Consider the following 24,983-nt stretch of genomic DNA (forward strand, 5'->3'; position numbering starts at 1 on the left):
AATAAGAGAACCGCAGGATTTTCTGGTTGTGACAGGGATGCTTCCGGCATGGAAATGGATGAAGAAAAGATCGACGATGCCGTTCTCGCTTTGCTCTGGCTGACACTGCATGACGGCGATCGCGCCTGGAAAGGTTTCGACTGGGACGTGATGGATCGTTTGTACAAGAAGGGTTTTATTGCCAATCCGGCGGGCAAGGCCAAGTCGGTCGTTCTGAGCGACGAAGGGTTGCAGCGCTCGGAGGAACTGTTTCGCGCGCTGTTTACCCGCGCGAAGTGATAGAGGCTCTCACCATCCTAGCTGTCGGCTGAATCGAAACGCGAGCGGGCGGCGCGAACGGCATCGTGGTTCGCTTCCGCCCAGTTCAACAGCTGCGACAGCGGCAGGTAGAGCGAGCGGCCGAGTTCGGTCATCGAATATTCGACGCTCGGCGGCTTGGTCGGGAAGACCTCGCGGGCGATATAACCGTCCCTCTGCAAATCACGCAGCGTCTGCGTCAGCATGCGTTGGGAAATGTCGGGAAGCATCCGCCGCAGCTCGCCGAAGCGACGGGGCTCGGCCGCCAGCACTTCGAGCAGCAGCGTCGACCATTTGCCGCCGATCTGCTGCATCATGTCCCTGACCGGGCAATTGGAAAAATCGAGGCCGGCAAGATCGATCTCGCGCCGCGCCCCCGGCATCCTGTTCTTCAGACTGACGACCGCGCCGCTCATGAGCTGGTTCCCTTTTGGTAACGTAGAGCCGAAAAACTGCCTCCTTTACACCACCAAGTCAATTCCTATTCTAGCGCTGCTCTCTTTTTGAGACCACCAATCAACACAGAAGGCCAACGCAGAAGGAACTATCCATGAGCGAAACAATCCTGGTCACCGGCGCTGCCGGCCAGCTCGGCCAGCGTGTCATCCATCACCTGATCGAGACCTACAAGGTCGCCCCAGGCAACATCGTCGCGGCAACGCGCAGCCCCGAAAAGCTCGCCGATCTCGCAAGCGAGGGCGTCATCACCCGTAAGGCCGATTTCGATGACGCGGCCGGCCTGGAGAAGGCTTTCGCCGGGGTCGACCGCCTGCTGATCATCAGCACCGATGCGCTCGACACCCCCGGCAAGCGTCTTGCCCAGCACCAGGCGGCCGTCGCCGCCGCCGTCAAGGCAGGCGTCAAGCACATCGCCTATACCTCGATGCCATCGCCGGACGATTCGCTCGTCACCTTCGCGCCGGATCACCTCGGCAGCGAAAACGCCATCAAGGCGAGCGGCATCGCTCACACGATCATCCGCGACGCCTGGTATCACGACAACTACATGCATAGCATGCCGCACAACCTGCAGGGCGGCAAATGGTACAGCGCCACGGGCGTCGGCAAGGTCTCGACGATCTCGCGTGACGACTGCGCTCTGGCGATCGCCGCAGCCCTTACCTCCGGCACATCGGAAAGCGCCACCTACACGCTGACCGGTGCGGCGTCTCTCAACAACCGCCAGATCGCCGCCATTATCTCGGACGTCGCCGGCAAGCCGCTCGAGGTCGTCGACGTCAATGACGAACAGCTCGGCCAGGGCATGCGCGGCGCCGGCCTCCCCGGCTTCGTCGCCGACATGCTGGTCTCCGCCGACGCCAACATCCGCGCCGGCAAGTTCGACATCGTCACGGGGGATTTCACCAAGCTGACGGGCAAACAGCCACAATCGCTGAAGGAGTTCTTTGTCGAGCAGAAGGCTGCTTTGACGGCTTCAGGCAATGCCGGAGGCCACTGAGCTTTCCGCTCATCCCTGCGCTCGCCGCAGGGATGAGCGGACTCCGATTCTGGATACTGAATCCTTTATCACCGCAGATGTGTAGGGTCGCCCTTCAGAATTGCGAAACGAAGCCAGGCGGCTTTTCCCTGAGGTCAAGCCCGTATTCAAGCTCGGCCCGCATCCAGAGCACGCCGCTTTCATAGGGATCGTCGGACATTGTCTCAGTTCGAGCGTCGGCGACATTGCTGTCAGCCCAGTTCTTGACGCACGCGACGCTCTCGCGTTTCCGCTCATTCCGATCGATTGCACACCATTCTCGTCTTTCGTCGAACGGAACCCATGCGAGACCATTCCGGAAACAGGTGATGGCCCGATATTTCGGCTCGACGACGATGTTCCGGGCGGCATCCTCAATGCCCCAAAGCAAGGTTCCGTTCGAATTCTTCGAGACGCGCTGTCCGCCGTCGGGTCCGCAACGCAACTTTGATCGCCGGTCTTCCAGGCGGCGCGGCTCGGAGACTTCACGTCCTGATGCGTCGATCCAAAACTTCCGCCCATCCTTCGATACAGAATAGGCGCCGGAATCGGGCTGCATCTCATCGAACTGGGGAGCGAGGACCATCACACCGTTGCTGTCCAGTATTCCCCATTTGCCCTCAACCTCGACGCCGGCATAACCATCGATGAAGCCAGATTGGCTCTGAAATGACGGCGGATCGACAAGCAAGTTGCCGTCCTGCTTCAGAAATCCCCATTTTCCATTGTACCGAACCGATACGGGGAATTCGCAATTCATGTACGTGTTGTCAAAAAGATACGAAACCGTCGGCTTTCCATCCGCTCCGACGACCTGAATAAGGTTGCCGCGGTGGATGAATTTGATACCCGAAGGACATGCCGCCCACGCCTTCCCGTCCTCCGGGTTGGGCACTAGATCCCCAGCGCGGTTGAGCCCGATCCACTGGCCGTCGACCAATATCCTGGCCGCCTCACCGGGATAATCCGGCAGTCTCGCATCGTCAAACAGACGCCCGCCAAGCAACCGTCCCGCCTCGTCAAGGACGCCCAATTTCTGGTCTTTGGCCACACGGTAAAACCCGTTTCGATAATCCTGGATCCAAAATCGCTGCGGGGCCAGAATAGTTTGGCCGTCCCGGCCGATCGCGCCGCATTGGGTGGCGTCGGCCCGGTCACGTTGGCTGGACTGGCCTTTGCGTCCTGCCGAACCGCCGTAACAGACAATTGCTCTTCCTCCACCGAGTTTACTGGCTGTTTCGAAGCGAGGCTCGAGTTTCCAGGTTCCGTCGGGAGCAAGCAATCCGTATCGTTTATCTCCCGGTTGAGCGGCCCAAACGAAAGTGCCGAATTCGAATTCTTTAATGGCCAGCTCGTCCTTCAGGATCTTTCCTGAAGGCAGATCGACGAGCAGATAAGGTGGATCGTTCCTCTCAAGCAACAGTTCCCCGAACGTGAAACGCAGCATGCCAAAAGAATCCCCTGCGACCGCTTTGCCGGGGCGAACGAGTGCCGCCCCGGCTCCGAATGGAATGGCGCGCGCATAGTTCGGTGACAGCAGAAACTTTCCCGTTCTGTCGATAATTCCTGCCTTGTCACCGACCACCACTTCGGCGTGGCCTTTGCGAAATCCGCGGGCAAGGTCGAACGCAGGCGCGATCACCATCTCGCCACTCGAATTGATATAGCCGAATTTGCCCTCGGAGCGCACAGCGGCCAGCCCCTCCGAGAAAGGAAGCGCAACTTCGAACTTGCGATCAATCCGCGGTTCGAACGTCGCTCTGTCGATATAGCCGCAAAGAGCGTAGACGCCGCCGCACCTTTCCACCCATCTTTCCGGCCGGGGATCGGCGACGCCGGTTCCAACAAAGCAGAGCAAACACGCCCATGCCGCCGCAACAAACATAAATTGACGTGTAACAACTCTCATCCTAGCGCCCCACGGTTGAAAGAACTAGGAGATGCTCCTGTGTTGGAAGTATGGCCGATCCGCAGGTCGGCTGTCACAAGCACAGGAACCCTGCGCCCTCACTCGCGCGCACCGGAAACCCTTGCAGCATATCAAATTACTCGCCGTTAACACGCAAGAAGGAAACAACCCTTCCTCAAACCGCCTGCCCGCACGCCCGGCAGAACCGCCGCACCGTCTCGGCCATGCCATACTCAAGCGCATCGGCGGTCAGCCCATGGCCGATCGAAACCTCGGCAAGCGCTGGAATGCGCTTCACCAGATCAGGCAGGTTTGCGACCGTCAGGTCGTGCCCGGCATTGACGGCGAGACCGATCGCCAGCGCCGCATCCGCCGTCCGGCCAAGTGCTTCGAGGATCGGGGCCGCCCGTTCCGGCGCGTCGTAGCAGCCGCCATAGGGGCCGGTATAAAGTTCGATCCGGTCGGCGCCGACGGCCTTGGCGATCTCGACGGCTTCAGCATCCCCGTCTCCGTCGGCAAACAGCGAGACCCGGCATCCCATCGTCTTCAGCCGTGCGACGGCATCGGTCAGAAACGCCCGATGTTTGCGGAAATCCCAGCCGTGGTCCGAGGTCGCCTGCGCGGGATCGTCGGGCACCAACGTCACCTGCTCCGGTGCTGCTCCGGCGCAGAGGTCAAAAAACTCCTCCGTCGGATAACCTTCGATATTGAACTCGGCCTCGGGGAATTCGTCGTCGATCAGGTTGCGGATGATGGGCAGGTCGGAAAAGCGGATGTGGCGCTGGTCGGGGCGCGGATGCACCGTCAGGCCGCTGGCACCCGCGGCAAGCGCTATTCGCCCGAGCGCTTCGACGCTCGGCCATGGCAGGTCGCGCCGGTTGCGCAGCATGGCGATGGCGTTGAGGTTCACGGAGAGCTTGGTGGGCATGGCTGATATCCATCGGTGCTGAAACAGAGGCCCTGCTTTTAAGCCAAGTGCCCTGAGATGACCAACGAGATTCGCAGATGGATGCGATGTCGATCGTTGATGAACATTGCTGTCGGCGGGGGCATTACCCCTCCCCGCGTACCGCAAATAGTAATTCCCGTCACCCGTGAAGACGGTCGACCCACGCTGCAATGCAGCGCATGTTTTGCTGCAGCACACCCAGAAATCCGGTCGTTACGTTGCTATCCCATTTAAAAGAGATTACTTTTAGCACTTATAAAAAAGATCGTTCACGCATAACGTGGACATTGTATCGCGTAAACGTACGCCGCGTACTGCTTCTTTTCCCAATGACAAGAACGCCCAGAGGAAAACCCCACTCGCCGCGCCTGGGAAGCAACTGGCAAATCCGCATGAGGTGCAACACTATGCCCTAGGAGGGTTCATGCCAGACGGTTCCAAACGCCTGTTTGCTGCCGCCGGTATCGCTTCGGAGGCCCGGTCGAAATACCGGTTTCTGCCTTCGGCCGCGCTGCCGCCGGATCTACCGGACGGTCCGGTGCCGATCGCCGATATGGCCAACGCATTCGGCGTTACGCACAGGACACTGCATTTCTACGAAGAAAAGGGGTTGATTTCGGCCAATCGCATCGGCCTGATGCGGGTCTACGGCCAGGACGACGTGATGCGCATGGCTGTGATCACCGTCTGCCGCGAGACCGGCATGCCGATCGCCGTCATCCAGGAATTGATGGACGAGCTTCGCAAGGCCGATTCGCAGGAAAAAGCCGAGGCGATGTTCCGCGAGGCGCTGCAGGTGCGCAAGCGCGAGCTGACGGCCGAGATGTCGACGCTGCACCGCCAGCTCCAGCAGGTGGGCGACCTCTTGGATTACGACGACAATATCGAAGAGCCACCGCTCAACGACAACCAGGACAGCGCAAGCCTGACCTCGCAAGAGCGGCGTTGCCTGGAGCTGATGGCGGAGGGCTATTCCACCCAGCGGATCGCCCGGGCACTCGACCTGAAGCATGATGAGACCAGGGATCTCGAAGCCGGAATCATCCTGAAATTCCGCGCCAACAACCGCTTCCAGGCGATCGCCAAGGCCGTCCTGCTGGGAATCGTGCAGGCATAGTCCGATACGCGCCCCGACGGCCGCCACCGTCGTCTCCCGCCCCAGATCGCGAGGCGCGATCGAGGTCAGCGCACGATCGTCAGCGTCTCCGCCGCGCGTGTGATCGCCGTATAGAGCCAGCGCTCCCGCGTATCGCGAAAGGCCCAGCTCTCGTCGAAGAGCACGACGTCGTTCCATTGCGAGCCCTGCGCCTTGTGAACGGTCAGCGCATAGCCGTAGTCGAACTCGTCATAGCGCTTGCGGGTGTTCCAGGGGATCTCGCCTTCGACATCTTCGAAGGCCTGTTTCAGGAGCTTGATCTTGGCCGCCCCCCGATCCATGTCGTCGTCTTCGGGCCGGACCAGCAGGTTGATGCCGGGCTTCGTCGTTTCCTTGGACGAGGTCATCACCTGCCAGAGCGAGCCGTTGAGCAGGCCCTTGGCCGGATCATTGCGCAGGCAGACGAGTTTGTCGCCGGTCTGCGGATATTCGGCATTGAAGCCTTTCAGCTCGCGCAGACGCTGATTGTAGCGCCGCCGCGTCCTGTTGGTGCCGACCAGCACCTGGTCGGCATCGAGCACGAGCTGTTGCGTCACCTCGTTCTTCGAGATCACCTTGGCCGTGCCGTAATCGCCATACATCACCTCATTGCCCTCGCGCACCTGCATGGCGAGCTTGATGATCGGATTGTCGCGCGCCTGCCGGTGGATATCGGTGAGCAGGTAATCCGGATCCTGATTGGTGAAGTATCCGCCGCCGCTGACGGGCGGCAGCTGGCCGGGATCGCCGAGCACCAGGATCGGCGTGCCGAAGCTCATCAGATCCTTGCCGAGCGCCTCGTCCACCATCGAGCATTCGTCGACGATGATCAGCGCCGCTTTCGCGACCGGGCTCTGCCGGTTGATCGAAAACATCGGCGCGATCGAGGTCTTGCCAGTTTCCTCGTCCTCCACCGCCTCCTCGCCGCGCGGACGATAGATCAGCGAATGGATCGTTTTGGCGTTGGAGGCGCCGCGCGAACGCAGCACTTGCGCCGCCTTTCCGGTGAAGGCGGCAAACAGCACGTCGCCGTCGACATTCTCGGCGAAATGCTTGGCAAGCGTCGTCTTCCCCGTTCCGGCATAGCCGAACAGGCGAAAGAGCGGCGAGCGCCCTTCATTCAGCCATTTCGAAACAGCCTTGAGGGCTTCGTCTTGTTGCGGCGCAAATTGCATGATCGCAGGACTTGGCAGGATTCGCGCGCGTTAGGCAAGGCGGAAAACCGCAAATCGCTTGGGCCGGACGATCATCCGTTCCACTGCCGGTCCATGCCGCTCGCGCACATCGACGGGTCCTGCCCGATGGCGTCGGTCAAAAAATCCAGAACCGTCCTGACGCGCAGCGGCATGTTCCGCCGCGAGGGGTAGACGACGGTGATCGGCAGGCGGCTCGGTTGAAAATCCTCCATCACGGGGATCAGCCGGCCGGCGGCGATGTCTGGCACGGCGATAATGTGAGAAAGCACCGCCAGGCCCGCGCCGGCAATGGCTGCCCTGTGAATGGCGACGGCACTGCAGGCGGTCAGCCGCGGCGAGATCCGAACCGAAATGTCTTCCGAGCCGTTGGAGAACGACCATGTCGCGACATCGCCGGCCCTGTTGTAGCACAGGCATTCATGGTCCTTGATATCCCGGGGTGTGCGCGGGGCGGCCTTGCGCGCGAGATAGGCGGGAGACGCGACGAGGAAGGCCGTCGTCCAGCCGATCCGCCGGCAGACGAGGCTGCTGTCGGCGACCGAGCCGAGACGCACTTCGAGGTCGAGGCGCTCCTCGATCATATCGGAGCTTTGTTCCCTGAAGAGCAGCTCGACGGACAGTTTCGGATGGGCGGCGAGAAAATCGCCGAGCCGCTCGCTGAGATAGAGGCCGAGCGGTGCCGGAACACTGAGCCTAACCTTCCCTGAAGCCATCGCGCCCTCAGAGCTGGTCGCATCACCGAGCTCCTCCACCGCTTCGAGAATCCCTAGAGCCATCGGCAGCATGCGTTCCCCCTCCGCCGTCAGCGACAGGCCGCTCGTGGTGCGGTGCAGGAGGCGCGTATTGAAATGGCCCTCGAGGGCTGCGACCTGCCGCGAGACCGCCGGCTGCGTCACGTCGAGATCGTGTGCAGCCGCCGAAAACGAGCCCGTCTCCACGACGCGCTGGAAGCTCCGCAATGCCGAAACGATATCCATCCCCGCCCCCTCATACTTTTGCGCATAGGCTTTATGCAGGCAGACTAGGCTGCAATGGCTTTACAGTCCAGCAATTAAGGATATCTTTTATCCATAAGGATATAAAATATCCTTAATTAGAGGAGAAATGAGATGAGCCAGCGATTGAACTACGCCCAGCAGTCCCCCGAGCTTTTCAAGAAGTTCATGGAATTCAGCATGGCATTGCGCAGCAGCGTGATCGACGAGAAGCTCCAGGCCCTGATCGAAATCCGCGCTTCGCAGATCAACGGATGCGGCTTTTGTCTGGATATGCATGTGAAGCAGGCAAAGATCCACGGCGAGACGGAACTGCGGCTCCATCACATCGCCATCTGGCGGGAATCGAACCTCTTCGTTCCCCGCGAGCGCGCCGCCCTTGCCTGGACCGAAGCCCTGACGAAACTTCCCGAAGGCGGCATTCCCGACGAGATCTATGAACGGGTGCGCGGCCAGCTTTCCGAAAAGGAAATCTCCGACCTGACCTTCGTCGTCATGGCCATTAATGCCTGGAACCGCGTCAATGTCGGCTTCAAGACCGTCCCCGGTTCGGCCGACAAGGCCTACGGCCTCGACAAGGCTGGCCTGAACTAACCCTCACAATTCATTGAGAAGATTCAACTTTGACGCCGCCGCATCCCGGCGGCGAACGGAGATCTGTTATGAAAATCGTTGTCATCGGCGGAACAGGCCTCATCGGTTCGAAGACTGTCGAACGCCTGCGCCAGAAGGGGCATGACGTGATTGCCGCCTCGCCGAACTCCGGCGTCAATACGATCACGGGAGAAGGGCTGGCAGAGGCGCTCGAGGCTGCGGAAATCGTGCTCGACCTTGCCAATTCGCCGTCCTTCGAAGACAAGGCCGTGCTCGAATTCTTCGAGACCTCGGGGCGCAATCTTCTCGCCGCCGAGAAAATTGCCGGCGTGAAGCATCATATCGCGCTCTCTGTCGTCGGCACCGAGCGGCTGCAGGACAGCGGTTACTTCCGTGGCAAGCTCGCCCAGGAAAAGCAGATCAGAGCGTCGGGCATTCCCTACACTATCGTGCATTCGACGCAGTTCATGGAATTCCTTGGCGGTATCGCCCAGTCGGGTACGGTCGGCCAGACAGTCCGCCTGTCGCCGGCCTATGTGCAGCCGATTGCGTCCGACGATGTCGCCGACGCCATGGCAGACGTGGCGCTCTCCGCGCCGGCGAACGCCACCGTCGAGATATCAGGTCCGGAACGGGCGCGCTTGAGCGAACTGGTCGCCCGATATCTCAAGGCCATGAACGATCCACGCACCGTCGAGGCCGATCCGGAAGCGAAATATTTCGGCGTCCGGCTCAACGACCAGTCGCTCGTTTCCGACGACAAGCCGCGGCTGGGTTCGATCACCTTCGAACAATGGTTCGTAAAATCCGCCCGGCCGAAGTGATTTGCCCCGAGGACGCGGCCACTGGGACGCGTCCTGCCACCCCAGCAAAGATGGAGATTCCCATGATCAAAGCATCACTCTTCGCCGCCGCCCTCGCCTTTCTGGCAGCCACCGGCGCTTCAGCCTACGACAGCAGCAAGTCCGCCAAGGTGACGCTCGTCTATGAACACGAACTGCCGAACGTGCCGGGCAAGAGCATCAAGGGCGTGCTGGTCGAATACGGCCCCGGCGGTTTCTCCGAGGGCCACACCCATCCCGACTCCGCCTTCATCTACGCCAACGTGCTCGAAGGCGCGATTCGCAGCCAGGTCAATGACGGCCCGGTCAAAGTCTATCATGCCGGCGAGAGTTTCTCGGAAATGCCGGGCGACCGCCACGGGGTCAGCGCCAATGGCAGCGAAACGAAGCCCGCCCGCCTGCTCGCCGTGTTCGTGGTCGACACCAACCAAAAGGAACTGACCTATCCCCTCAAGAAGTAAGGCGCCGCCAAACTCGTCCGCGCAGGGCCAATGCTTGCGCGGGCGGCAGACATGCTCAATCATGTATCGCCCGCCGCCCCTCCCGGAGACAGAGAGATGATCTACGACGCACTCTTCGGCAAGCCTCTGATATCCCTGATAACAGTCGGCTTCGCCGGTATCGTCGTCTGGTATTTCCTCTCCAGCCAGCGGCCGACGACCCGGCTGGTGGTGCAGATCCTCTTCTTCGGCGTGATGACGCTGATCCTCGTCCACAGCGGCATCGAACCCCACCGCTTTCAGGGATATGGCTCGGAAGACCCGCAGGCTCTTCTCGTCATCGTCGCGAAAACGCTCTGGTGGATTCACCTGGCATGGGCCGCCATCGGTTTCATCAGGCTGTATCTGGTTCTGGAAGGCAGTCCGCGCGAGGCCCGCCTGCTGCAGGATCTCGTCATCGGCGTCGTCTATATCGGCATGGCGCTGTCGGTTCTGGCCTTCATCTTCGGGGTGCCGATCGGCACCCTCGTTGCGACCTCGGGTGTGGTCGCCATCATTCTCGGCCTTGCACTGCAGAATACGCTCGCCGACGTCTTCTCCGGCATCGCGCTGACACTCGGCCGGCCCCATGTCATCGGCGACTGGATTCTTTTGAGCGACGGCACGGAAGGGCGCGTCGTCGAGAGCAACTGGCGCGCGACGCATATCCTGACCAGCGCCAACAACATCGTCGTTCTGCCGAACAGTTTTCTGGCCAAGCTCGGACTGACGAATGTCAGCCGGCCGGACGAGAGCCATCTGCTGATCCTCACCATCCGCATCGCCCCGACGCGGATGCCGGCATCGGTTCGCCAAGTCATGACAACGGCGCTTGCAAGCTGCAATTCCATCGTGCGCGAACCGCCGCCGGTCGTTGCGTTGAAGGGGCTGGACGCGACAGCGCTGGAGGTCGAACTGCAGTTCCGGGTGAAGAGCCCAAGCCAGCGCGTGCTGGCGCGAAACGAGGTGCTCGATCTCGTCTATCGCCACTGCAAATCGGCCGGCCTGCTTCTCGCCGTTCCGGCGGCGGCCTCGGTCCTGACGGGCGATCTGCCGACCGAAGAGAGCGCACGACCGCCGCGCGTGACGCCGCTCGAACTGATCGAGGCCATTCCGATCTTTGCGACGCTGACTTCAGATGAAAAGCAAAAACTCGCCGAGACCACCACCGTGCGTGAATTCCGCAAGGGCGACGTGATCGTGCAGGAGGGCGAAATGCTGCCGTCTCTGATGATGCTGCGGGCCGGTATTATCGCGGCGCGGCAGGGAGATGGGGAGCGCGGGCGGCTCGCGCCCGGTGATTTTTTCGGAGAGACCGGACTGCTCGCCGGCATGCAGGAAGTCTGCACCCTGGAGGCTCTAACCCCCGTGACCGTCTATGAAATCGATCAGCAGGCCTTCGCGCCGCTGCTGAACGAGCGTCCGGCGCTGGCGGAAGAAATCGCCGAAGATCTCGCCAGCCGCGCGGAGCGCTTTCGCAACGGCGCCGCCCTGCCCGCGGAACCCGCCCACAGCGCGCACGCCATTCTGAAAACCATCAGGACCATCTTCAGGGCATAGAATCTTTCCTGGTCAGCCGGTGCGCTTGAGCACCCATTGGAATGTGCTCCGCCAGATATCGGCCGGCACTTCCTCGGACAGAGTATCGACGAGATCGGAGAGCCGGACGGCTCTCAACGTATTCCGCCAGGCCTCGTCAGCTTCCCACATGACGCGCGCGACCGCGCATGGCTTGCTGTCGCAATAGCCGGCCGGCCGGCAGGGGTTGTTGTCACGGATGTTCGTGCAGGTGAAGCTGCGCGCCTTGCCCTCGACCGCCTCGACGATATCGAGGAAATTGATCTCGGACGAGGGTCTGGCAAGCCTGTAGCCGCCGCTCGGGCCGAGCGTGGTATCGACCAGCAATGCCTGCGAAAGGCTCTGCAGCGCCTTGGAAAGATATTCCTTCGGCAGGCCATGAAGCTCGGCGAGCGCCTTGGTGGAGAGATACCTGCCTTCGGGCAGGCCCGCGAGAATGGCGCAGCAATGGAGCGCCCACTCGACCTGGCTTTTCAGGATCATTCAGCAACTCGCGTAATACTGGTTCTGCGAACGGAATTAAGGATATACACTATCCGCAAATAGGCGTGATGTAAATGACCGCGCAAACCGGCCTTCGCCCCTGCCCGCGGAATGTCGGCACGGGCTCCGGCACGCCTCCTGCCATAAAACTTTCCATGCGTCGGGAATAAAACCGCCGCGTCTCGTGTCTCATCTCAGGTATCGCGAAATTGCGTGCCCAATCTCAAGGAGAGACATCATGACATCCGCGAAATTCCTGTCCGTCTTGGCCGCCGCCGCCCTCGCCGCGACCGCTGCTTTCGCAGCCGCTCCTGTCAAGGAAGTCGAATCCGCCAAGGGCAAGGTTCTTGCCGGCGAAAACGGCATGACCCTCTACACCTTCAAAAAGGACGCCAAGGGCGTTTCCAACTGCAACGACGACTGCGCCAAGAACTGGCCGCCGCTGATGGCCGCTTCCGATGCCAAGGCCGATGGTGCATATTCGATCATCGATCGTAAGGATGGCACGAAGCAATGGGCCAAGGACGGCATGCCGCTCTATTACTGGGTCAAGGACAAGAAGGCGGGCGACATCACCGGCGACGGCGTCGGCGGCAACTGGGACCTTGCCAAGCCCTGATTTCATGACAAGAGAGCTGGCGTGAAGACACCCGCACCTGAAAGTTTCGAGGGCCAGATCCTGGCCCTCCTCCCCTCGCTCAGGCGCTATTCGCGCAGCCTGACGCGCTCGGATGCCGATGGCGAGGATCTGCTCCAGGATTGCGTCGAGAAGGTACTGGCGCGCCGCGGCCAATGGCGCGGCCTCAATCTGCGCGGCTGGGTCCTGACCATCATGACCAATCTCTACCGCAACGGCCGGCGCGGCAAGGCACGCGACGGCCTGGTCGAACTCGACGCCGCCGAGGATATCGCCGCCCCCGAACCGCCGGCCGATCCGCTGGCGCGTGCCCGGCTCGACGATGCGCTGAACAGTCTTTCGCAGGAGCACCGCGCCGTGCTGATGCTCGTGGTCATCGAGGGATACACCTACGGCGAAGTCGCCGCCGCGCTCGATATCCCCATCGGCACCGTCATGTCCCGGCTGTCGCGTGCCCGCCAGCGCGTTGCCGAGCGGCTGAAAGCCGACAACGTCATTACGCTTCGGAGACCGAAATGAACGAGACCAACCCGATCGTCACCGAAGCCGATCTCCACGCCTATGCCGACGGCCAGTTGCCGGAAACCGCGCGTGCCCGCGTCGAAGCTTATCTTGCCGACAATCCCGACGAGGCGGCGCTGGTCGCCGAATGGCAGGCGCAGAATAGCGGTATCCGGTCGCTGTTTTCAGGATATGAGCAGGCGAAGGACACCGACATCCTGCTCCTATCACCCCCCCGCACCGTTTCATCGGCGTGGAGACGCCTGACGGTCGCCGCCGCGGCCCTCGTCGTCTTCGCGCTCGGCGCCGTCAGCGGCCACTACGGCCCGGCACTGCTGGAAAGGCCGGAACTGCAGCTTGCCGGTTCCGAAACCCTGCCGAAGCAGGCTGAGACCGCGTTCATGGTCTATGCCGCCGAGGTTCGCCACCCGGTCGAGGTCTTCGCCGACGAGGAAGCCCATCTCGCCACCTGGCTCGGCAAGCGCCTCGCCATCCAGAACCTGAAGATCCCGAACCTGCAGCCGCTCGGCTTCAAGCTGGTCGGCGGCCGCCTGCTGCCGGTCGATGACAGGCCGGGCGCCATGTTCATGTACGAGAACCAGGCCGGCGAGCGCCTGACAGTCATCGTCGGCCGCAACACGGAAAACCGCACGACGAGTTTCCGCTTCGCCTCATCGGGCAATCTCGAGACCTTCTACTGGATCGACGGCGAACTCGGTTATGCCGTCACCGGCGAAATCACGCGTGAAACTCTGCGTAGTGTGGCCGAGGAATGCTACAGGCAGTTTCCATCGTGAAGGTCAGCGCTTTGGATCGTTGGCGAGTTCGATCGGCTGCCCGTGCGGCGTGGCTTCCGCGGCCCGCTGCCAGCTCTGCTGCAGGTCGAGGATGACAGATGCATCCGCTATGCCGCGGCTGACGAGCAGTTCGGAAAGAGCCGCCACCCAGCCGTCGAAATAATCGCTGCCATCTTCGGCACGACCGGGCTTATGCAACTCCTTAGACAGGGCTTCGGCCCATTCGCCCCAGGCGAACAGCCCCCTCTCATGCAGATGCACCGTCATGGCGAAAGCGTCCGCCGCCCAAGGCTCGGGAAAAACCGGTCCGCCCTCCGGCGACCTCGGCAAGCCTGGCAACTGCGCCAGCTGAGACGGCGTCTCACAAATGCTCAAGATAACTCTCCCACGCATCGATGGAGACCGTCAGCGACGGATCCGCTCCCTCGCCCCAGATCGCGCCGCCGTCGAAAACGACGGTATAGAGCCATTGTGGATTTTCGCCTCGGCCATGCGCATTGTCGTCGGGGAAGACGAAAGCCCCTTGCACAGCCTCGACGACGCCTGTCTTGGCGCGCGCATAACGCGGCAGCCGTGTATGGGTGGCCGGATTGAAATTCTTCGTCCTTACCGTCTCGCCGACCGCAAAGCGCGGGGCGGTTTCCACATGACGATCGCAAGGCCCGCCTTTCGCCAGCGCGCTCGGGACCATCTCCGCCTTCAGCACCCGCTTCGGCACCGTGCCTGCCTGCAGCTTTCGCCCGGAGAGCAGCTCCTCGCGCGTGGCAAAGCCGTGTCGTGCGAGCAGCGTCTCGACGCCGCGGATCCAGATCTCATAATAGCTGGCAGCGAGATAATCGGCCGGCGGAATGTTTTCGCGGGCATGCCGGCTTTCATCGATCGTCCAGGCGCCGAAAGCGCCGCAGGAAAGCGTGATGCCGAGCGCCCGCTTTTCCCATTCGGCATGGAAATAGGGCTCGTCCTTCTCGGGCGCAACAGGCCCGAAGCCCATCTGCCCGCCGAGATCGTGCGGTCCGTTCATGGCAGAGCCTCCGGGCTGCCGGCGACCGCCGTGCCGATCATCGCATCGCGGCTGACGAGACCGGCAAGTGCGGCTTCGTCCATTCCGTCCGTGCCTTCCGGCCGCTCGGGGATGACGAGATAACGCAGCTCCGCCGTCGAATCCCAGACACGGATCTTTTTCTCCTCCGGTAGCGTCAGCCCGAATTCGGCAAGCACGCCGCGCGGATCGATGACGGCGCGCGAGCGATAGGCCGGCGCCTTGTACCAGACCGGCGGTAGCCCGAGCACCGACCAGGGATAACAGGAGCAGAGCGTGCAGACGATGAGATTATGGGTCTCGGCCGTATTGAAGACGGCGCGCATATGCTCGCCCTGCCGGCCGGTATAACCGAGACTGGCGATCGCCGCCGTCGCATCGCGCCTCAGCCAGTCGGCGAAATCAGGATCGCTCCAGGCTTTCGCGACGACATGCGCGCCATTCCTCGGCCCCACCTTCGTCTCATAGGTCTCGACAATCGCATCGATCGCATCAGGGTCGATGAGCCCCTTCTCCGTCAGCAGCGTTTCCAGCGCTTTGACGCGGGCTTGCATGTCGGAATAGTGGTTGTCGTGGTGGTGCCCGTGACTGTGGTGATGGTCGTGGTCGTCGTCGTGCATAGCAATATCCTCTCGGAACGCGGATAGGCGCCCCACTTACTCTCGCGCGGCCGAAGGATGGGTAAGGTCAGCCCCTTGCACCCTCTTCTCCCCAGCGGGGAGAAGGTGGCCCGCAGGGTCGGATGAGGGGGCCACACGGCAATCCCTTCATGATTGCCCTTCGCTTGCGCTCAGTGCATTCGCAGCTTCGCCGCTCACCCCCTCATCTGCCTACCGGCATCTTCTCCCCGATGGGGAGAAGGGGAGATGAGGCGAGGCCTCGCTCTCCCTCAAACATCCTTCGTGGAAATATTCACCGCTCTTTCTACCACACACCACAACCCCGCCAAGCCCTTCTATGCGCCCTGATCTTTTCGGTTAATCTCCCGCCATGAACATTCTGATTCTCGGCGCAACCGGCTTCATTGGCTCCGTTGTCGCGGCCCGGCTCGTCGCCGATGGGCATGCCGTGACCGGGCTTGGCCGCAATCCCACGCGTGCCCGCCTGAAACAGCCGGCGATCAACTGGCGCCGTGCCGATCTCTCCCGCATAACGAAGCCTGAGGACTGGGACGAGATCCTCAAAGACCAGCATGCCGTCGTCAATTGCGCCGGCGCGCTGCAGGACGGCCTGTCGGACGATCTGGCCGCCACGCAAGCCGAGGCGATGTTGGCGCTCTACACCGCGGCGAAACGCTCCCGTCCGCTGATCGTCCAGATATCGGCAAGGACGGCGGGTGCTGCGGGCGACCTGCCCTTCCTGGTTACCAAGCGGCGAGCCGACAAGGCGTTGGCGGCAAGCGGCCTGCCTTGCCTCATCCTGCGCCCTGCCCTCGTTCTCGGCCGCAATGCCCATGGCGGTTCGTCTCTGCTTCGGGCGCTTGCCGCCCTCCCCCTGGCGCTGCCGCTCGTCTATGCCGAAAGCCAGATCGAAACGCTGTCGGTGGACGATGTGGCGGAAGCCGTATCGCGGGCGGTCGCAGGCGGCCTCCGGGGTGATATCGATCTTGCCGCCGACGAGGTTCTGACGCTCGCCGATCTCGTCAGCCTTCACCGGCAATGGCTTGGCCTGCCGCCCGCCCGCGTCTTTTCCCTTGCTCCATGGCTTGCGAAGCCCGTGACGTGGCTTGCCGATATAGCAGGGCTGCTCGGTTGGCGTTCGCCACTGCGCTCGACGGCGATGACTGTGATGTCGGAGGGCATCCGAAGCGCGAAAGGAGAAAGCGGCATCGTCGCGACATCGGCGGCGGCAATGCTCTCGGCCAATCCCTCCGGCGTGCAGGATCTCTGGTTCGCCCGGCTCTATCTCCTGAAACCGCTCGTCATATCAGGCCTCTCCGCCTTCTGGCTGCTCTCCGGCCTGATCCCGCTGCTGGCGCTGGAAAAGACATCCGCCCACTTCCTGCCGTTCATGCCCGAAGCGGCGGCAACGGCGCTGACGCTTGCGACTTGTCTGATCGACGCCGCACTCGGCGCTGCCGTGCTTGTGCGTCCACTCGCCAGACGCGCCCTTCTCGGGATGCTCGCCGTCTCCTTCGCCTATCTCACCGGCGCCAGCCTGCTCGAACCGACGCTTTGGCTCGATCCGCTTGGGCCCCTCGTCAAGGTGCTGCCGTCGATCCTGCTGACGCTGACGGCGCTTGCCATCCTGGATGAACGCTGATGCTCGAGGAATGGCTGCTGCTTGCCCATGTCATCGGCGCGACCGTGCTCTTCGGCACCGGTGCCGGCATCGCCTTCTTCATGGCGATGGCGCATCGCACGCGCGATCCCGTCCTGATCGCCCATGTCGCCGGAACCGTCGTCGTTGCCGATACGATCTTCACGGCGACGGCCGCCATTTTCCAGCCCGTGACAGGCTATCTCCTTGCCCGCTCGATCGGCTGGGACCTGTCGGAGGGCTGGATCGCGCTGTCGCTGCTGCTTTACGTCGTCACCGGCCTGTTCTGGCTGCCGGTCGTCTGGATCCAGATCCGGCTGCGCGATCTCGCCCGCGCCGCCGCAGCATCGGGAGGCGCCCTGCCGCCCGCCTATTTCAGCCTCTACCGCGTCTGGTTCGCTTTCGGCTTTCCGGCCTTCTCAGCCGTCATCGGCATTTTCTGGCTGATGCTGACAAAACCGTCGATCGCCTTATTTTAGCATGGGCCAGAGGCTCGCCACCAGAAGCACCGCCATGCTGATATTGAACCATTTCAGCCGCACCGGATCAGAAAGCCATTCCCTGAGCGCCGAGCCGAAGCCTGCCCAGGTCGAAACACTCGGCACATTGACCGCCGCAAAGGCGAGGCCGACGAGAAGCACGCTGACGAGATAGAGCTCGGGATTGGTATAGGTCGCCATCGCGGTGACTGCCATCACCCAGGCTTTCGGATTGACCCACTGGAAGGCCGCCGCCGAAAAGAAGGACATCGGCTCGACGGCGCTCTTGCCTTCGCTGATCGACCGCGACGAGGCGATTTTCCAGGCGATCCAGACGAGATAGGCGCCACCGGCTAATTTCAACGCCGTATAGACGGCCGGCATCGTATGCAGCACCGCGCCGAGCCCGAGGCCGACGCCGATGAGCAGCGAGAAGAACCCGACACCGATGCCGAACATATGCGGGATCGTCCTGCGGAAGCCGAAATTCACGCCCGAAGCGAAGAGCATCATATTGTTCGGCCCCGGCGTGATCGACGTCGTGAAGGCAAAGAGAACGAGGGCGAAAAGCGTATCCAGCGGCATGCGACCTCCCGAGACCGGCTTTTCCCGCAGGCCTTTTATTTAGGTCAGCATAACTGTCCAAAACCACCCATGCCATTGCATCATTGTCATGGTGACAGGATTACTTGAAAGATGGAGACACGGCCCAATCTTTTGCGGAGGAAGAAAAACATGCAGGACGACCCTATCCCCTCCGTCAAATTCCCGAACGGCACGGAAGTGCCGGCGCTCGGCCAGGGAACGTGGGCCATGGGCGAGGATGCCGGCCATGCAAAGATGGAGATTGAAAGCCTCAAGGCGGGCATCGATCTCGGCATGACGCTGATCGACACCGCCGAAATGTACGGCGACGGTGGCGCCGAGGAGATCGTCGGCCAGGCGATCAGCGGACGGCGCGACGAGGTCTTCATCGTCAGCAAGGTCTATCCCTGGAATGCCAGCCTGGAAGGCACGATCGAAGCCTGCGAGCGCAGTCTCGAACGGCTCCGCACCAACCGCATCGATCTCTATCTCCTGCACTGGCGCGGCAACTATCCCCTTGCCGAGACCGTCGCCGCCTTCGAAATGCTGAAAGCCTCAAGCAAGATCGGCGCCTGGGGCGTCTCCAACTTCGATACCGACGACATGGAGGAGCTGCTCAGGGTTCCCGACGGCGCCAACGTCGCGGCCAACCAGGTGCTCTACAATCTCTCCCGCCGCGGCATCGAATATGATCTCCTGCCCTGGTGCCAGAACCGCGGCATTCCCGTCATGGCCTATTCACCGATCGAGCAGGGACATATCCTGCACCATCCCGAACTGATCCGCATCGCCAAGGCTTATCAGGCAACACCCGCCCAGCTGGCGCTGGCCTTCCTGCTCGAACGCGACGGCGTCATCGTCATCCCGAAAACGTCGAATGCCGAACGCGCGGCTGAGAATCGCGACTGCGTTTCGCTTGAGATCACCGATGAGGACTGGCAGGCACTCGACGCCGCCTTCCCGCCGCCGGCAAAGAAAAAGCCGCTGGAGATGCTTTGATCTCCAGCGGCTTTCGGCGCTACTGCAGTGCCGGACTTACATCCCCTGCGCGCCGCGGTTCATCGCCGCGATGCCGGTGCGGCAGACCTCGATGAGGCCGAGCGGTTTCATGATCGCCACGAACTGGTCGATCTTCGAGGACTTGCCGGTGATCTCCAGAATGAAGTGATCGATCGTCGCATCCACCACCTTGGCATGGAAGGCATCGGCAAGGCGCAGCGTCTCGGCGCGCATCTCGCCCTCGCCGACCACCTTGACCAACGCCACCTCGCGCTCGATCGGCCGCTCCTGGCCGAGCTCGCGGGCGCGCACCGTCAGATCGACGACGCGGTGCACCGGCACGATCCGCTCGAGCTGCGCCTTAATCTGCTCCAGCACGTGCGGTGTGCCGCGCGTGACGATGGTGATGCGGGAAAGATGCGCCTGATGCTCGGTCTCGGAGACCGTCAGGCTCTCGATATTGTAGCCGCGGCCGGAAAACAGGCCGATGACCCGGGCAAGAACGCCCGGCTCGTTGTCGACAAGAATGGAAAGCGTGTGGCTTTCGATGGCCGCCGTTTCCGGCGAGATGAAGTAGGCGGAGCCCGTGGGCTGTAGATGTGCGTTCATGGTCTTGAGTTTCCTCTTCCCTGTCGCATAACCCGGAAAATCGAAAACGATTTTCGGAAAGGATTATGCGCAAATTAAAAATGTCAGACGAGCGCGCGGCCCTTGGCGTCGATCGCATTGGCGACCGCTTCGTCGGTGGCTTCATCAGGCAGCAGCATTTCGTTATGCGCCTTGCCCGAGGGGATCATCGGGAAGCAGTTGGCGAGATTGGCGACCCGGCAATCGAAGATCACCGGTTTCCTGACCTCGATCATCTCCACAATGGCGTCGTCGAGTTCATCGGGCTTTTCGCAGCGCAGGCCGACGGCGCCATAGGCTTCCGCCAGCTTGACGAAATCGGGCATCGCCTCGGTATAGGAGTTCGACAGGCGGTTGCCGTGCAGCAATTGCTGCCACTGGCGCACCATGCCCATATACTGGTTGTTCATGATGAAGATCTTGATCGGCGCATCGTGCTGGATCGCCGCCGACATTTCCTGAATGCACATCTGGATCGAGGCGTCGCCGGCAATGTCGATGACGAGGCTGTCGGGATGGGCGATCTGCACGCCGAGGGCCGCCGGCAGGCCATAGCCCATCGTGCCGAGGCCGCCCGATGTCATCCAGCGGTTCGGCTGCTCGAAGCCGAAGAACTGCGCCGCCCACATCTGATGCTGGCCGACTTCGGTGGTGATGTAGGTATCGCGGTCCTTGGTATGCGCATAAAGCCGCTCCAGCGCATATTGCGGCATGATGACGTCATTGCTCCTCGTATAGGCGAAGGAGTTGCGCGCCCGCCAGCGGGCGATATCGGTCCACCAGTCTTCGAGGCGGTTCTTCTCCGGCTTCTTAGGCAGCGCCCGCCACAGGCGGACCATATCTTCGAGGACATGGCCGACATCACCGCGGATGCCGATATCGACACGGACGTTCTTGTTGATCGAAGACGGATCGATATCGATATGGATCTTCTTCGAATTCGGGGAAAAGGCATTGAGGCGGCCGGTGATGCGGTCGTCGAAGCGGGCGCCGATGCAGACCATGACGTCGCAGTCATGCATCGCCATGTTGGCTTCGTAGGAGCCGTGCATGCCGAGCATCTTCAGCCAGTTCTTGCCCGAAGCCGGATAGGCGCCGAGGCCCATCAGCGTCGAGGTGATCGGGAAATCGGTGAGTTCGACCAGCTCGCGCAGCAGCTTGGAGGCCTCGGGGCCGGAATTGATGACGCCGCCGCCGGAATAGATAATCGGACGGCGCGCAGTCGCCATCAGCTCGATCGCTGCATGGATCTGGTTGAGGTCGCCCTGAATCTTCGGCTGATAGCTCTTCTGGATCGTGTAATCGGCGGGCGGCGTATAGGTGCCGGTCGCAAACTGCACGTCTTTCGGAATATCGACGACGACGGGGCCCGGACGGCCGGACTGGGCGATGCGGAAGGCCTCGTGAATGATGGCGGCGAGCTGGTTGACGTCCTTGACCAGCCAGTTGTGCTTGGTGCAGGGCCGGGTGATGCCGACCGTATCGCATTCCTGGAAGGCATCGGAGCCGATCAGTGGGGTCGGAACCTGACCGGTCAGGCAGACGAGCGGGATCGAATCCATCAGCGCGTCCTGCAGCGGCGTGACCGCATTGGTGGCGCCCGGACCCGAGGTGACCAGCATGACGCCGACCTTGCCGGTGGAGCGAGCGTAGCCTTCGGCCGCATGGCCTGCCCCCTGCTCGTGACGGACGAGGATGTGCTTGACCTCTTCCTGCTGGAAGATCTCGTCATAGATCGGCAGAACCGCGCCGCCGGGATAGCCGAAGATATGTTCGACGCCGTTGTCCTTCAGCGCCTTGAGAACGATCTCCGCTCCCGTCATCCGATTGCCTGCCGCCTGATTGTCCGTGCTCATCTGTCTGTTCCGTTTATGCTGGGATTTGCGTTTGTGGCCGGAAGCCCGAATTTCGGGCATAAAAAAAGGCCCCGGAGGAGCCTGTCATCTAGCGCATGGGTGGCTACCGCCGGATGGTTACACCATCCTGCCCATGCGCTTTCCCACCACGATAAGAGCCGTTGCGATTTTCATGGTCGGAAGTGATAGACAGAAAATTTCGCAGCGTCAACGCATGCCGCAATAAAAATCCATCCGCCCTCCTTTACCGTCTAAAAACCATGGTTTGAAGGATTTGTTAAAGGATGGACTTTATTATTAAGCCCCATTGTAGGGAGTAGCCCTGTGCTCAACAACGACTTGCGCGTGTCTGGCAAGGCAGGCGAGCATGACCGCCGCGATGGCCATGCGCCGGGAAATCGCTTTCTCGGCCGCGTCGTTGCGTGCAGCGGATCCAGGGCAACAATTGCCGCCGTCGCCGAACAGGGCGGCACCGATCTTACCGAACTCTGGTCCGTCGGCCGGCTGATTTCCATCAGCGTCGGCCGCAACCGCGTCGTTGCCCTCGTCTATCAGATGAACACTGGCAGCCATGCCTGGGGCGAAGGCGAGGACAATAATTTCAAGATCGAGACCGAGCTGCTCGGGGAAGTCCGTGTCGACGAGGACGGGCGCGAGGAATTCTCCACCGGCATTTCGCGTTATCCCTATCTCGGCGCCATCGCCCACCGCATCCGCGCCGCCGACCTGGTGCGCATCTACGATGCCGGAGAGGATACGACCGCCGTCATCGGCAAGCTGACGCAGGACGAAAGCATCGATGCCGCGATCCACATCCCCTCGATGCTCTCCAAACATTTCGCCGTCGTCGGCTCCACCGGTGTCGGCAAGTCGACGGCCGTGTCGCTGCTGCTGCATAAGGCGATCGCAGCCAACCCGAAGCTGCGGGTGCTGATCCTCGATCCGCACAACGAATTCGCCGCCGCATTTCCCAAGCACGCCGTCACCATCGATACCGATACGCTCGACCTGCCCTTCTGGCTGATGCGGCTGGAGGAATTCGCCGAAGTCGTCTTTCGCGGCCGCCCGCCGGTGCCTGAGGAACTCGACATGCTGCGCGATATCCTGCCGGAAGCCAAGCGCGCTTTCCGCGGCAGCGACAACTCGCTGGTGCGCCGCACCACGGAAAAGAGCTCGATCACCGCGGACACCCCCGTTCCCTACCGCATGGCCGATCTGCTGGCGCTGATCGACGAGCGCATCGGCCGCCTGGAAGGCCGCACCGAAAAACCTTTCCTGCGGTCGCTGAAGATGCGCCTCATCGCCGCGATCAACGATCCGCGCTATCACTTCATGTTCTCCAACAACACGATCAGCGACACGATCACCGAGACCATCGCGCAAATCTTCCGCGTTCCCGGCGAAAACCGGCCGATCTGCACCTTCCAGCTGGCCGGCATTCCCTCCGAGGTGGTCAATTCGGTCGCCTCCGTGCTCTGCCGCATGGCTTTCGAGGTGGCGCTGTGGAGCGAAGGCGCCATCCACATGCTCGTCGTCTGCGAGGAAGCCCACCGCTATATCCCCTCCGATCCGACCCTCGGCTTCGTGCCGACGCGCCAGGCGATCGCCCGAATCGCCAAGGAGGGCCGCAAATACGGCGTCTCGCTGGGGATCATCACCCAGCGGCCGGGCGAACTCGACCAAACGATCCTGTCGCAGTGCTCGACGCTGTTTGCCATGCGCCTCGCCAATGACCGCGACCAGGAAATCATCCGCTCGGCCATCCCGAACTCATCGATCTCGACCACGAGCTTTATCTCCTCGATCGGCAATGGCGAGGCGATCGCCTTCGGCGAGGCGATCAGCGTGCCGATGCGCATGCGCTTTTCCCGCGTCGACGAGAGCCTGCTGCCGAAGGCTGCCAGCGCCAACAGCAAACACAGCGAGGAAGATCCGGATACGGTCGATCTGCGCAAGATCGTCACCCGCATGCGGGCGGTGACCGTCGGACCCGACATTTCGAATTTCCAGCAGAGCTATGCCGCATCAGCGCCAGCCCCCGACGAGGTTGATGCGACCGACGAGGATATCGACGACAAGCCCTATGCCTCGCCTGCCCCGCCATCCGCCCCGCTCGAATCCTACCGGCGCGAATTGCTGCCGCAGGCGCCGCGGCTCGACCCCGCCGCGCCGTCGGCGATCGATCCCCGGCTGGACGCGCTCCGCCGCGAGATGCGCCGCGAAGAACCGGTCTTTCCCCGGCCGGCACCGCCAACGGATCAGCCCGCGGTCACTCGCAGGGAGCCCGGCACATCGCTACGCGAAAGCATCCTGAAAAAACCGCTGAGCAGCCTCTACAACAAGGATTGACGCTCCAGGGCTGCGAGCGGCTCGGCAACGTCGAGCACACGCTGCCGCTCCGTCGGCCCAAGTGGCAAGAGAGGCCGCGGCAGCTCTGCTTGGACCAGCAAAAGATGCTCGGCCAAGGTATAGACCACACGGATGCTTCCGAATTCCTTGAACATCTTCCAAAGCGGCTCAAGCAGCCCATTGAGCCTGCGCGTCTCATTGCCGTCGCCTGCCGTCGCCGCCTTGGTCAAGGCAAGTGCCGTGCGCGGCAGCAAGCCGCCGACGACGCTGTACCAGGCATCGGCGCCTGAGAGCAGCGCCTCGGGCGCACCCCAGTCACCGCTATAACCGATCGCGAGATCGGTCTTTCCACGCAATGCCGCGAGTTCCCCTCGCACATCGCCGTCGGCCGGCAGCGGCATCTTCACCGCCCCTATCGTCTCGATATCGGAGAGGCGCTGCAGAAGCTCATGGCTGAAGGTGAAGTGAGTCGTGCCGGGATTGTTATAGATGCAAAGCGGCAGCGCCGCCGCCTTCGTGACCGCCAGGAAATGCTGGTAGGCTTCCTCCTGGGTCAAAGGCGTATAAGAGACCGGCGCCAGCAGAAGCGCATCCGCGCCGGCCATTTCGGCATCCCTCGCAAGATCGCAGGCGTGGTCTGTCCTGAGAGCGCCGACACCGACGACGATGGGAATACGCCCTTTAACGCATTCGACCGCCGCCCTGACGGCCCGCAACCGTTCCTCGCGTGTGAGGTAGGCATAGATCCCGGTGCTGCCGAGAAGACCGATGGAGGCGACGCCCGCATCACGCAAAGGCTCGAGAAGGCGGCAAAGGGCCTCGGTGTTCACCCGGCCATCCGTGTCGGCGGGGGTTGGCGGAAAAGCCGAAAGGCCATGAAACGGAGACACTGAAGACATGATGCGATCCTGAGAAAAGCGG

Annotated in this window: 27 protein-coding genes; 14 read left to right on the forward strand and 13 right to left on the reverse strand. The window is 62.0% G+C overall.

The window, feature by feature from the left end:
• Positions 1 to 48: 48 nt before the first annotated feature.
• Positions 49 to 279: a DUF6429 family protein gene (locus BBJ66_RS13460; protein ID WP_049733566.1), complete on the forward strand. Its 231-nt coding sequence runs from the start codon at positions 49 to 51 to the stop codon at positions 277 to 279.
• A 17-nt stretch (positions 280 to 296) separates the two neighbouring features.
• Here the strand turns inward: BBJ66_RS13460 and BBJ66_RS13465 are convergent, their stop codons facing one another.
• Positions 297 to 713, reverse strand: a complete 417-nt coding sequence (locus BBJ66_RS13465) for a winged helix-turn-helix transcriptional regulator (protein ID WP_003593493.1) — start codon at positions 711 to 713, stop codon at positions 297 to 299.
• A 134-nt stretch (positions 714 to 847) separates the two neighbouring features.
• Here BBJ66_RS13465 and BBJ66_RS13470 point away from each other — a divergent pair, with 134 nt between their 5' ends.
• Positions 848 to 1,756, forward strand: a complete 909-nt coding sequence (locus tag BBJ66_RS13470) for an SDR family oxidoreductase (RefSeq protein WP_071087639.1) — start codon at positions 848 to 850, stop codon at positions 1,754 to 1,756.
• 94 nt (positions 1,757 to 1,850) lie between these two features.
• Here BBJ66_RS13470 and BBJ66_RS13475 read toward each other — a convergent pair whose 3' ends face one another.
• Positions 1,851 to 3,683, reverse strand: a complete 1,833-nt coding sequence (locus BBJ66_RS13475; protein ID WP_244511671.1) for a WG repeat-containing protein — start codon at positions 3,681 to 3,683, stop codon at positions 1,851 to 1,853.
• Positions 3,684 to 3,858: 175 nt separating this feature from the next.
• Positions 3,859 to 4,611 (reverse strand): pyridoxine 5'-phosphate synthase, encoded by a 753-nt coding sequence (locus BBJ66_RS13480; protein ID WP_071087641.1) that lies wholly within the window; start codon positions 4,609 to 4,611, stop codon positions 3,859 to 3,861.
• Positions 4,612 to 5,056: 445 nt separating this feature from the next.
• On the opposite strand from BBJ66_RS13480, the gene BBJ66_RS13485 reads away from it, so the two are divergent.
• Positions 5,057 to 5,749: a MerR family transcriptional regulator gene (locus BBJ66_RS13485; protein WP_071087643.1), complete on the forward strand. Its 693-nt coding sequence runs from the start codon at positions 5,057 to 5,059 to the stop codon at positions 5,747 to 5,749.
• 65 nt (positions 5,750 to 5,814) lie between these two features.
• Here BBJ66_RS13485 and BBJ66_RS13490 read toward each other — a convergent pair whose 3' ends face one another.
• Together BBJ66_RS13490 and BBJ66_RS13495 are read right to left on the reverse strand one after the other, a co-directional pair.
• Positions 5,815 to 6,942 carry an ATP-dependent DNA helicase gene (locus BBJ66_RS13490; RefSeq protein ID WP_071087645.1) on the reverse strand — a complete coding sequence of 376 codons (1,128 nt, stop codon included), beginning with the start codon at positions 6,940 to 6,942 and terminating at the stop codon, positions 5,815 to 5,817.
• A gap of 71 nt (positions 6,943 to 7,013) precedes the next feature.
• Entirely contained in the window at positions 7,014 to 7,940 is a 927-nt protein-coding gene (locus tag BBJ66_RS13495) for a LysR family transcriptional regulator (protein WP_049733571.1), read from the reverse strand.
• A 132-nt stretch (positions 7,941 to 8,072) separates the two neighbouring features.
• Between BBJ66_RS13495 and BBJ66_RS13500 the strand changes: the two genes are divergently transcribed.
• From BBJ66_RS13500 to BBJ66_RS13515, 4 genes are all read left to right on the forward strand, one after another.
• Positions 8,073 to 8,552, forward strand: coding sequence for a carboxymuconolactone decarboxylase family protein (locus BBJ66_RS13500; protein ID WP_049733572.1), 480 nt, complete (start codon positions 8,073 to 8,075; stop codon positions 8,550 to 8,552).
• Positions 8,553 to 8,620: 68 nt separating this feature from the next.
• The gene (locus tag BBJ66_RS13505; RefSeq protein ID WP_071087647.1) at positions 8,621 to 9,376 is read left to right on the forward strand and encodes an SDR family oxidoreductase; all 756 of its coding nucleotides are present in this window, start codon (positions 8,621 to 8,623) and stop codon (positions 9,374 to 9,376) included.
• A gap of 62 nt (positions 9,377 to 9,438) precedes the next feature.
• Positions 9,439 to 9,855 carry a cupin domain-containing protein gene (locus tag BBJ66_RS13510; protein ID WP_071087649.1) on the forward strand — a complete coding sequence of 139 codons (417 nt, stop codon included), beginning with the start codon at positions 9,439 to 9,441 and terminating at the stop codon, positions 9,853 to 9,855.
• Between the two features lie 96 nt (positions 9,856 to 9,951).
• Positions 9,952 to 11,433, forward strand: a complete 1,482-nt coding sequence (locus BBJ66_RS13515; protein WP_071087651.1) for a mechanosensitive ion channel family protein — start codon at positions 9,952 to 9,954, stop codon at positions 11,431 to 11,433.
• 12 nt (positions 11,434 to 11,445) lie between these two features.
• Here BBJ66_RS13515 and BBJ66_RS13520 read toward each other — a convergent pair whose 3' ends face one another.
• The gene (locus tag BBJ66_RS13520) at positions 11,446 to 11,934 is read right to left on the reverse strand and encodes an RrF2 family transcriptional regulator (protein WP_049733575.1); all 489 of its coding nucleotides are present in this window, start codon (positions 11,932 to 11,934) and stop codon (positions 11,446 to 11,448) included.
• Between the two features lie 238 nt (positions 11,935 to 12,172).
• Here BBJ66_RS13520 and BBJ66_RS13525 point away from each other — a divergent pair, with 238 nt between their 5' ends.
• From BBJ66_RS13525 to BBJ66_RS13535, 3 genes are read left to right on the forward strand one after another with little or no spacing between them, the layout of a single operon-like run.
• Positions 12,173 to 12,553: a COG4315 family predicted lipoprotein gene (locus BBJ66_RS13525; RefSeq protein ID WP_049733576.1), complete on the forward strand. Its 381-nt coding sequence runs from the start codon at positions 12,173 to 12,175 to the stop codon at positions 12,551 to 12,553.
• 21 nt (positions 12,554 to 12,574) lie between these two features.
• Positions 12,575 to 13,090: an RNA polymerase sigma factor gene (locus BBJ66_RS13530; RefSeq protein WP_049733577.1), complete on the forward strand. Its 516-nt coding sequence runs from the start codon at positions 12,575 to 12,577 to the stop codon at positions 13,088 to 13,090.
• Positions 13,087 to 13,869: an anti-sigma factor family protein gene (locus BBJ66_RS13535; protein ID WP_049733578.1), complete on the forward strand. Its 783-nt coding sequence runs from the start codon at positions 13,087 to 13,089 to the stop codon at positions 13,867 to 13,869. Before BBJ66_RS13530 ends, BBJ66_RS13535 begins: the two co-directional genes overlap by 4 nt.
• A 3-nt stretch (positions 13,870 to 13,872) precedes the next feature.
• On the opposite strand, the gene BBJ66_RS13540 is transcribed toward BBJ66_RS13535, so the two are convergent.
• Genes BBJ66_RS13540 through nthA form a run of 3 tightly spaced genes read right to left on the reverse strand, consistent with a single transcriptional unit; the run spans position 13,873 to position 15,528 of the window.
• Positions 13,873 to 14,244: a nitrile hydratase accessory protein gene (locus BBJ66_RS13540; protein WP_049733579.1), complete on the reverse strand. Its 372-nt coding sequence runs from the start codon at positions 14,242 to 14,244 to the stop codon at positions 13,873 to 13,875.
• Positions 14,231 to 14,890 (reverse strand): nitrile hydratase subunit beta, encoded by a 660-nt coding sequence (nthB, locus tag BBJ66_RS13545; RefSeq protein ID WP_049733580.1) that lies wholly within the window; start codon positions 14,888 to 14,890, stop codon positions 14,231 to 14,233. Before nthB ends, BBJ66_RS13540 begins: the two co-directional genes overlap by 14 nt.
• Positions 14,887 to 15,528, reverse strand: coding sequence for a nitrile hydratase subunit alpha (gene nthA / locus BBJ66_RS13550; RefSeq protein ID WP_049733581.1), 642 nt, complete (start codon positions 15,526 to 15,528; stop codon positions 14,887 to 14,889). The genes nthB and nthA overlap by 4 nt, the downstream gene beginning before the upstream one ends.
• A gap of 370 nt (positions 15,529 to 15,898) precedes the next feature.
• Between nthA and BBJ66_RS13555 the strand changes: the two genes are divergently transcribed.
• On the forward strand, positions 15,899 to 17,170 hold the full coding sequence (locus tag BBJ66_RS13555) for an SDR family oxidoreductase (RefSeq protein WP_049733582.1): 1,272 nt from the start codon (positions 15,899 to 15,901) through the stop codon (positions 17,168 to 17,170).
• A complete protein-coding gene (locus tag BBJ66_RS13560; protein WP_049733583.1) occupies positions 17,170 to 17,646 on the forward strand; it encodes a DUF2269 family protein in 477 nt (158 codons plus the stop codon). Before BBJ66_RS13555 ends, BBJ66_RS13560 begins: the two co-directional genes overlap by 1 nt.
• Here BBJ66_RS13560 and BBJ66_RS13565 read toward each other — a convergent pair.
• On the reverse strand, positions 17,638 to 18,231 hold the full coding sequence (locus tag BBJ66_RS13565; protein ID WP_049733584.1) for a LysE family translocator: 594 nt from the start codon (positions 18,229 to 18,231) through the stop codon (positions 17,638 to 17,640). The two genes, BBJ66_RS13560 and BBJ66_RS13565, sit on opposite strands and share 9 nt — an antisense overlap.
• A gap of 150 nt (positions 18,232 to 18,381) precedes the next feature.
• On the opposite strand from BBJ66_RS13565, the gene BBJ66_RS13570 reads away from it, so the two are divergent.
• On the forward strand, positions 18,382 to 19,230 hold the full coding sequence (locus BBJ66_RS13570; protein ID WP_049733585.1) for an aldo/keto reductase: 849 nt from the start codon (positions 18,382 to 18,384) through the stop codon (positions 19,228 to 19,230).
• A gap of 36 nt (positions 19,231 to 19,266) precedes the next feature.
• On the opposite strand, the gene ilvN is transcribed toward BBJ66_RS13570, so the two are convergent.
• Positions 19,267 to 19,839: an acetolactate synthase small subunit gene (gene ilvN / locus BBJ66_RS13575; RefSeq protein ID WP_003593459.1), complete on the reverse strand. Its 573-nt coding sequence runs from the start codon at positions 19,837 to 19,839 to the stop codon at positions 19,267 to 19,269.
• A gap of 83 nt (positions 19,840 to 19,922) precedes the next feature.
• Positions 19,923 to 21,713 (reverse strand): acetolactate synthase 3 large subunit, encoded by a 1,791-nt coding sequence (locus tag BBJ66_RS13580; protein ID WP_082336841.1) that lies wholly within the window; start codon positions 21,711 to 21,713, stop codon positions 19,923 to 19,925.
• Between the two features lie 324 nt (positions 21,714 to 22,037).
• Between BBJ66_RS13580 and BBJ66_RS13585 the strand changes: the two genes are divergently transcribed.
• Positions 22,038 to 24,062, forward strand: coding sequence for an ATP-binding protein (locus BBJ66_RS13585; protein WP_049733586.1), 2,025 nt, complete (start codon positions 22,038 to 22,040; stop codon positions 24,060 to 24,062).
• On the opposite strand, the gene BBJ66_RS13590 is transcribed toward BBJ66_RS13585, so the two are convergent.
• Positions 24,047 to 24,961 carry a dihydrodipicolinate synthase family protein gene (locus BBJ66_RS13590; RefSeq protein ID WP_049733587.1) on the reverse strand — a complete coding sequence of 305 codons (915 nt, stop codon included), beginning with the start codon at positions 24,959 to 24,961 and terminating at the stop codon, positions 24,047 to 24,049. The genes BBJ66_RS13585 and BBJ66_RS13590 overlap by 16 nt on opposite strands.
• Between the last annotated feature and the right edge of the window lie 22 nt (positions 24,962 to 24,983).

This window comes from Rhizobium sp. RSm-3 (assembly GCF_001854685.1).
Classification (GTDB): Bacteria; Pseudomonadota; Alphaproteobacteria; order Rhizobiales; family Rhizobiaceae; genus Rhizobium; species Rhizobium ecuadorense.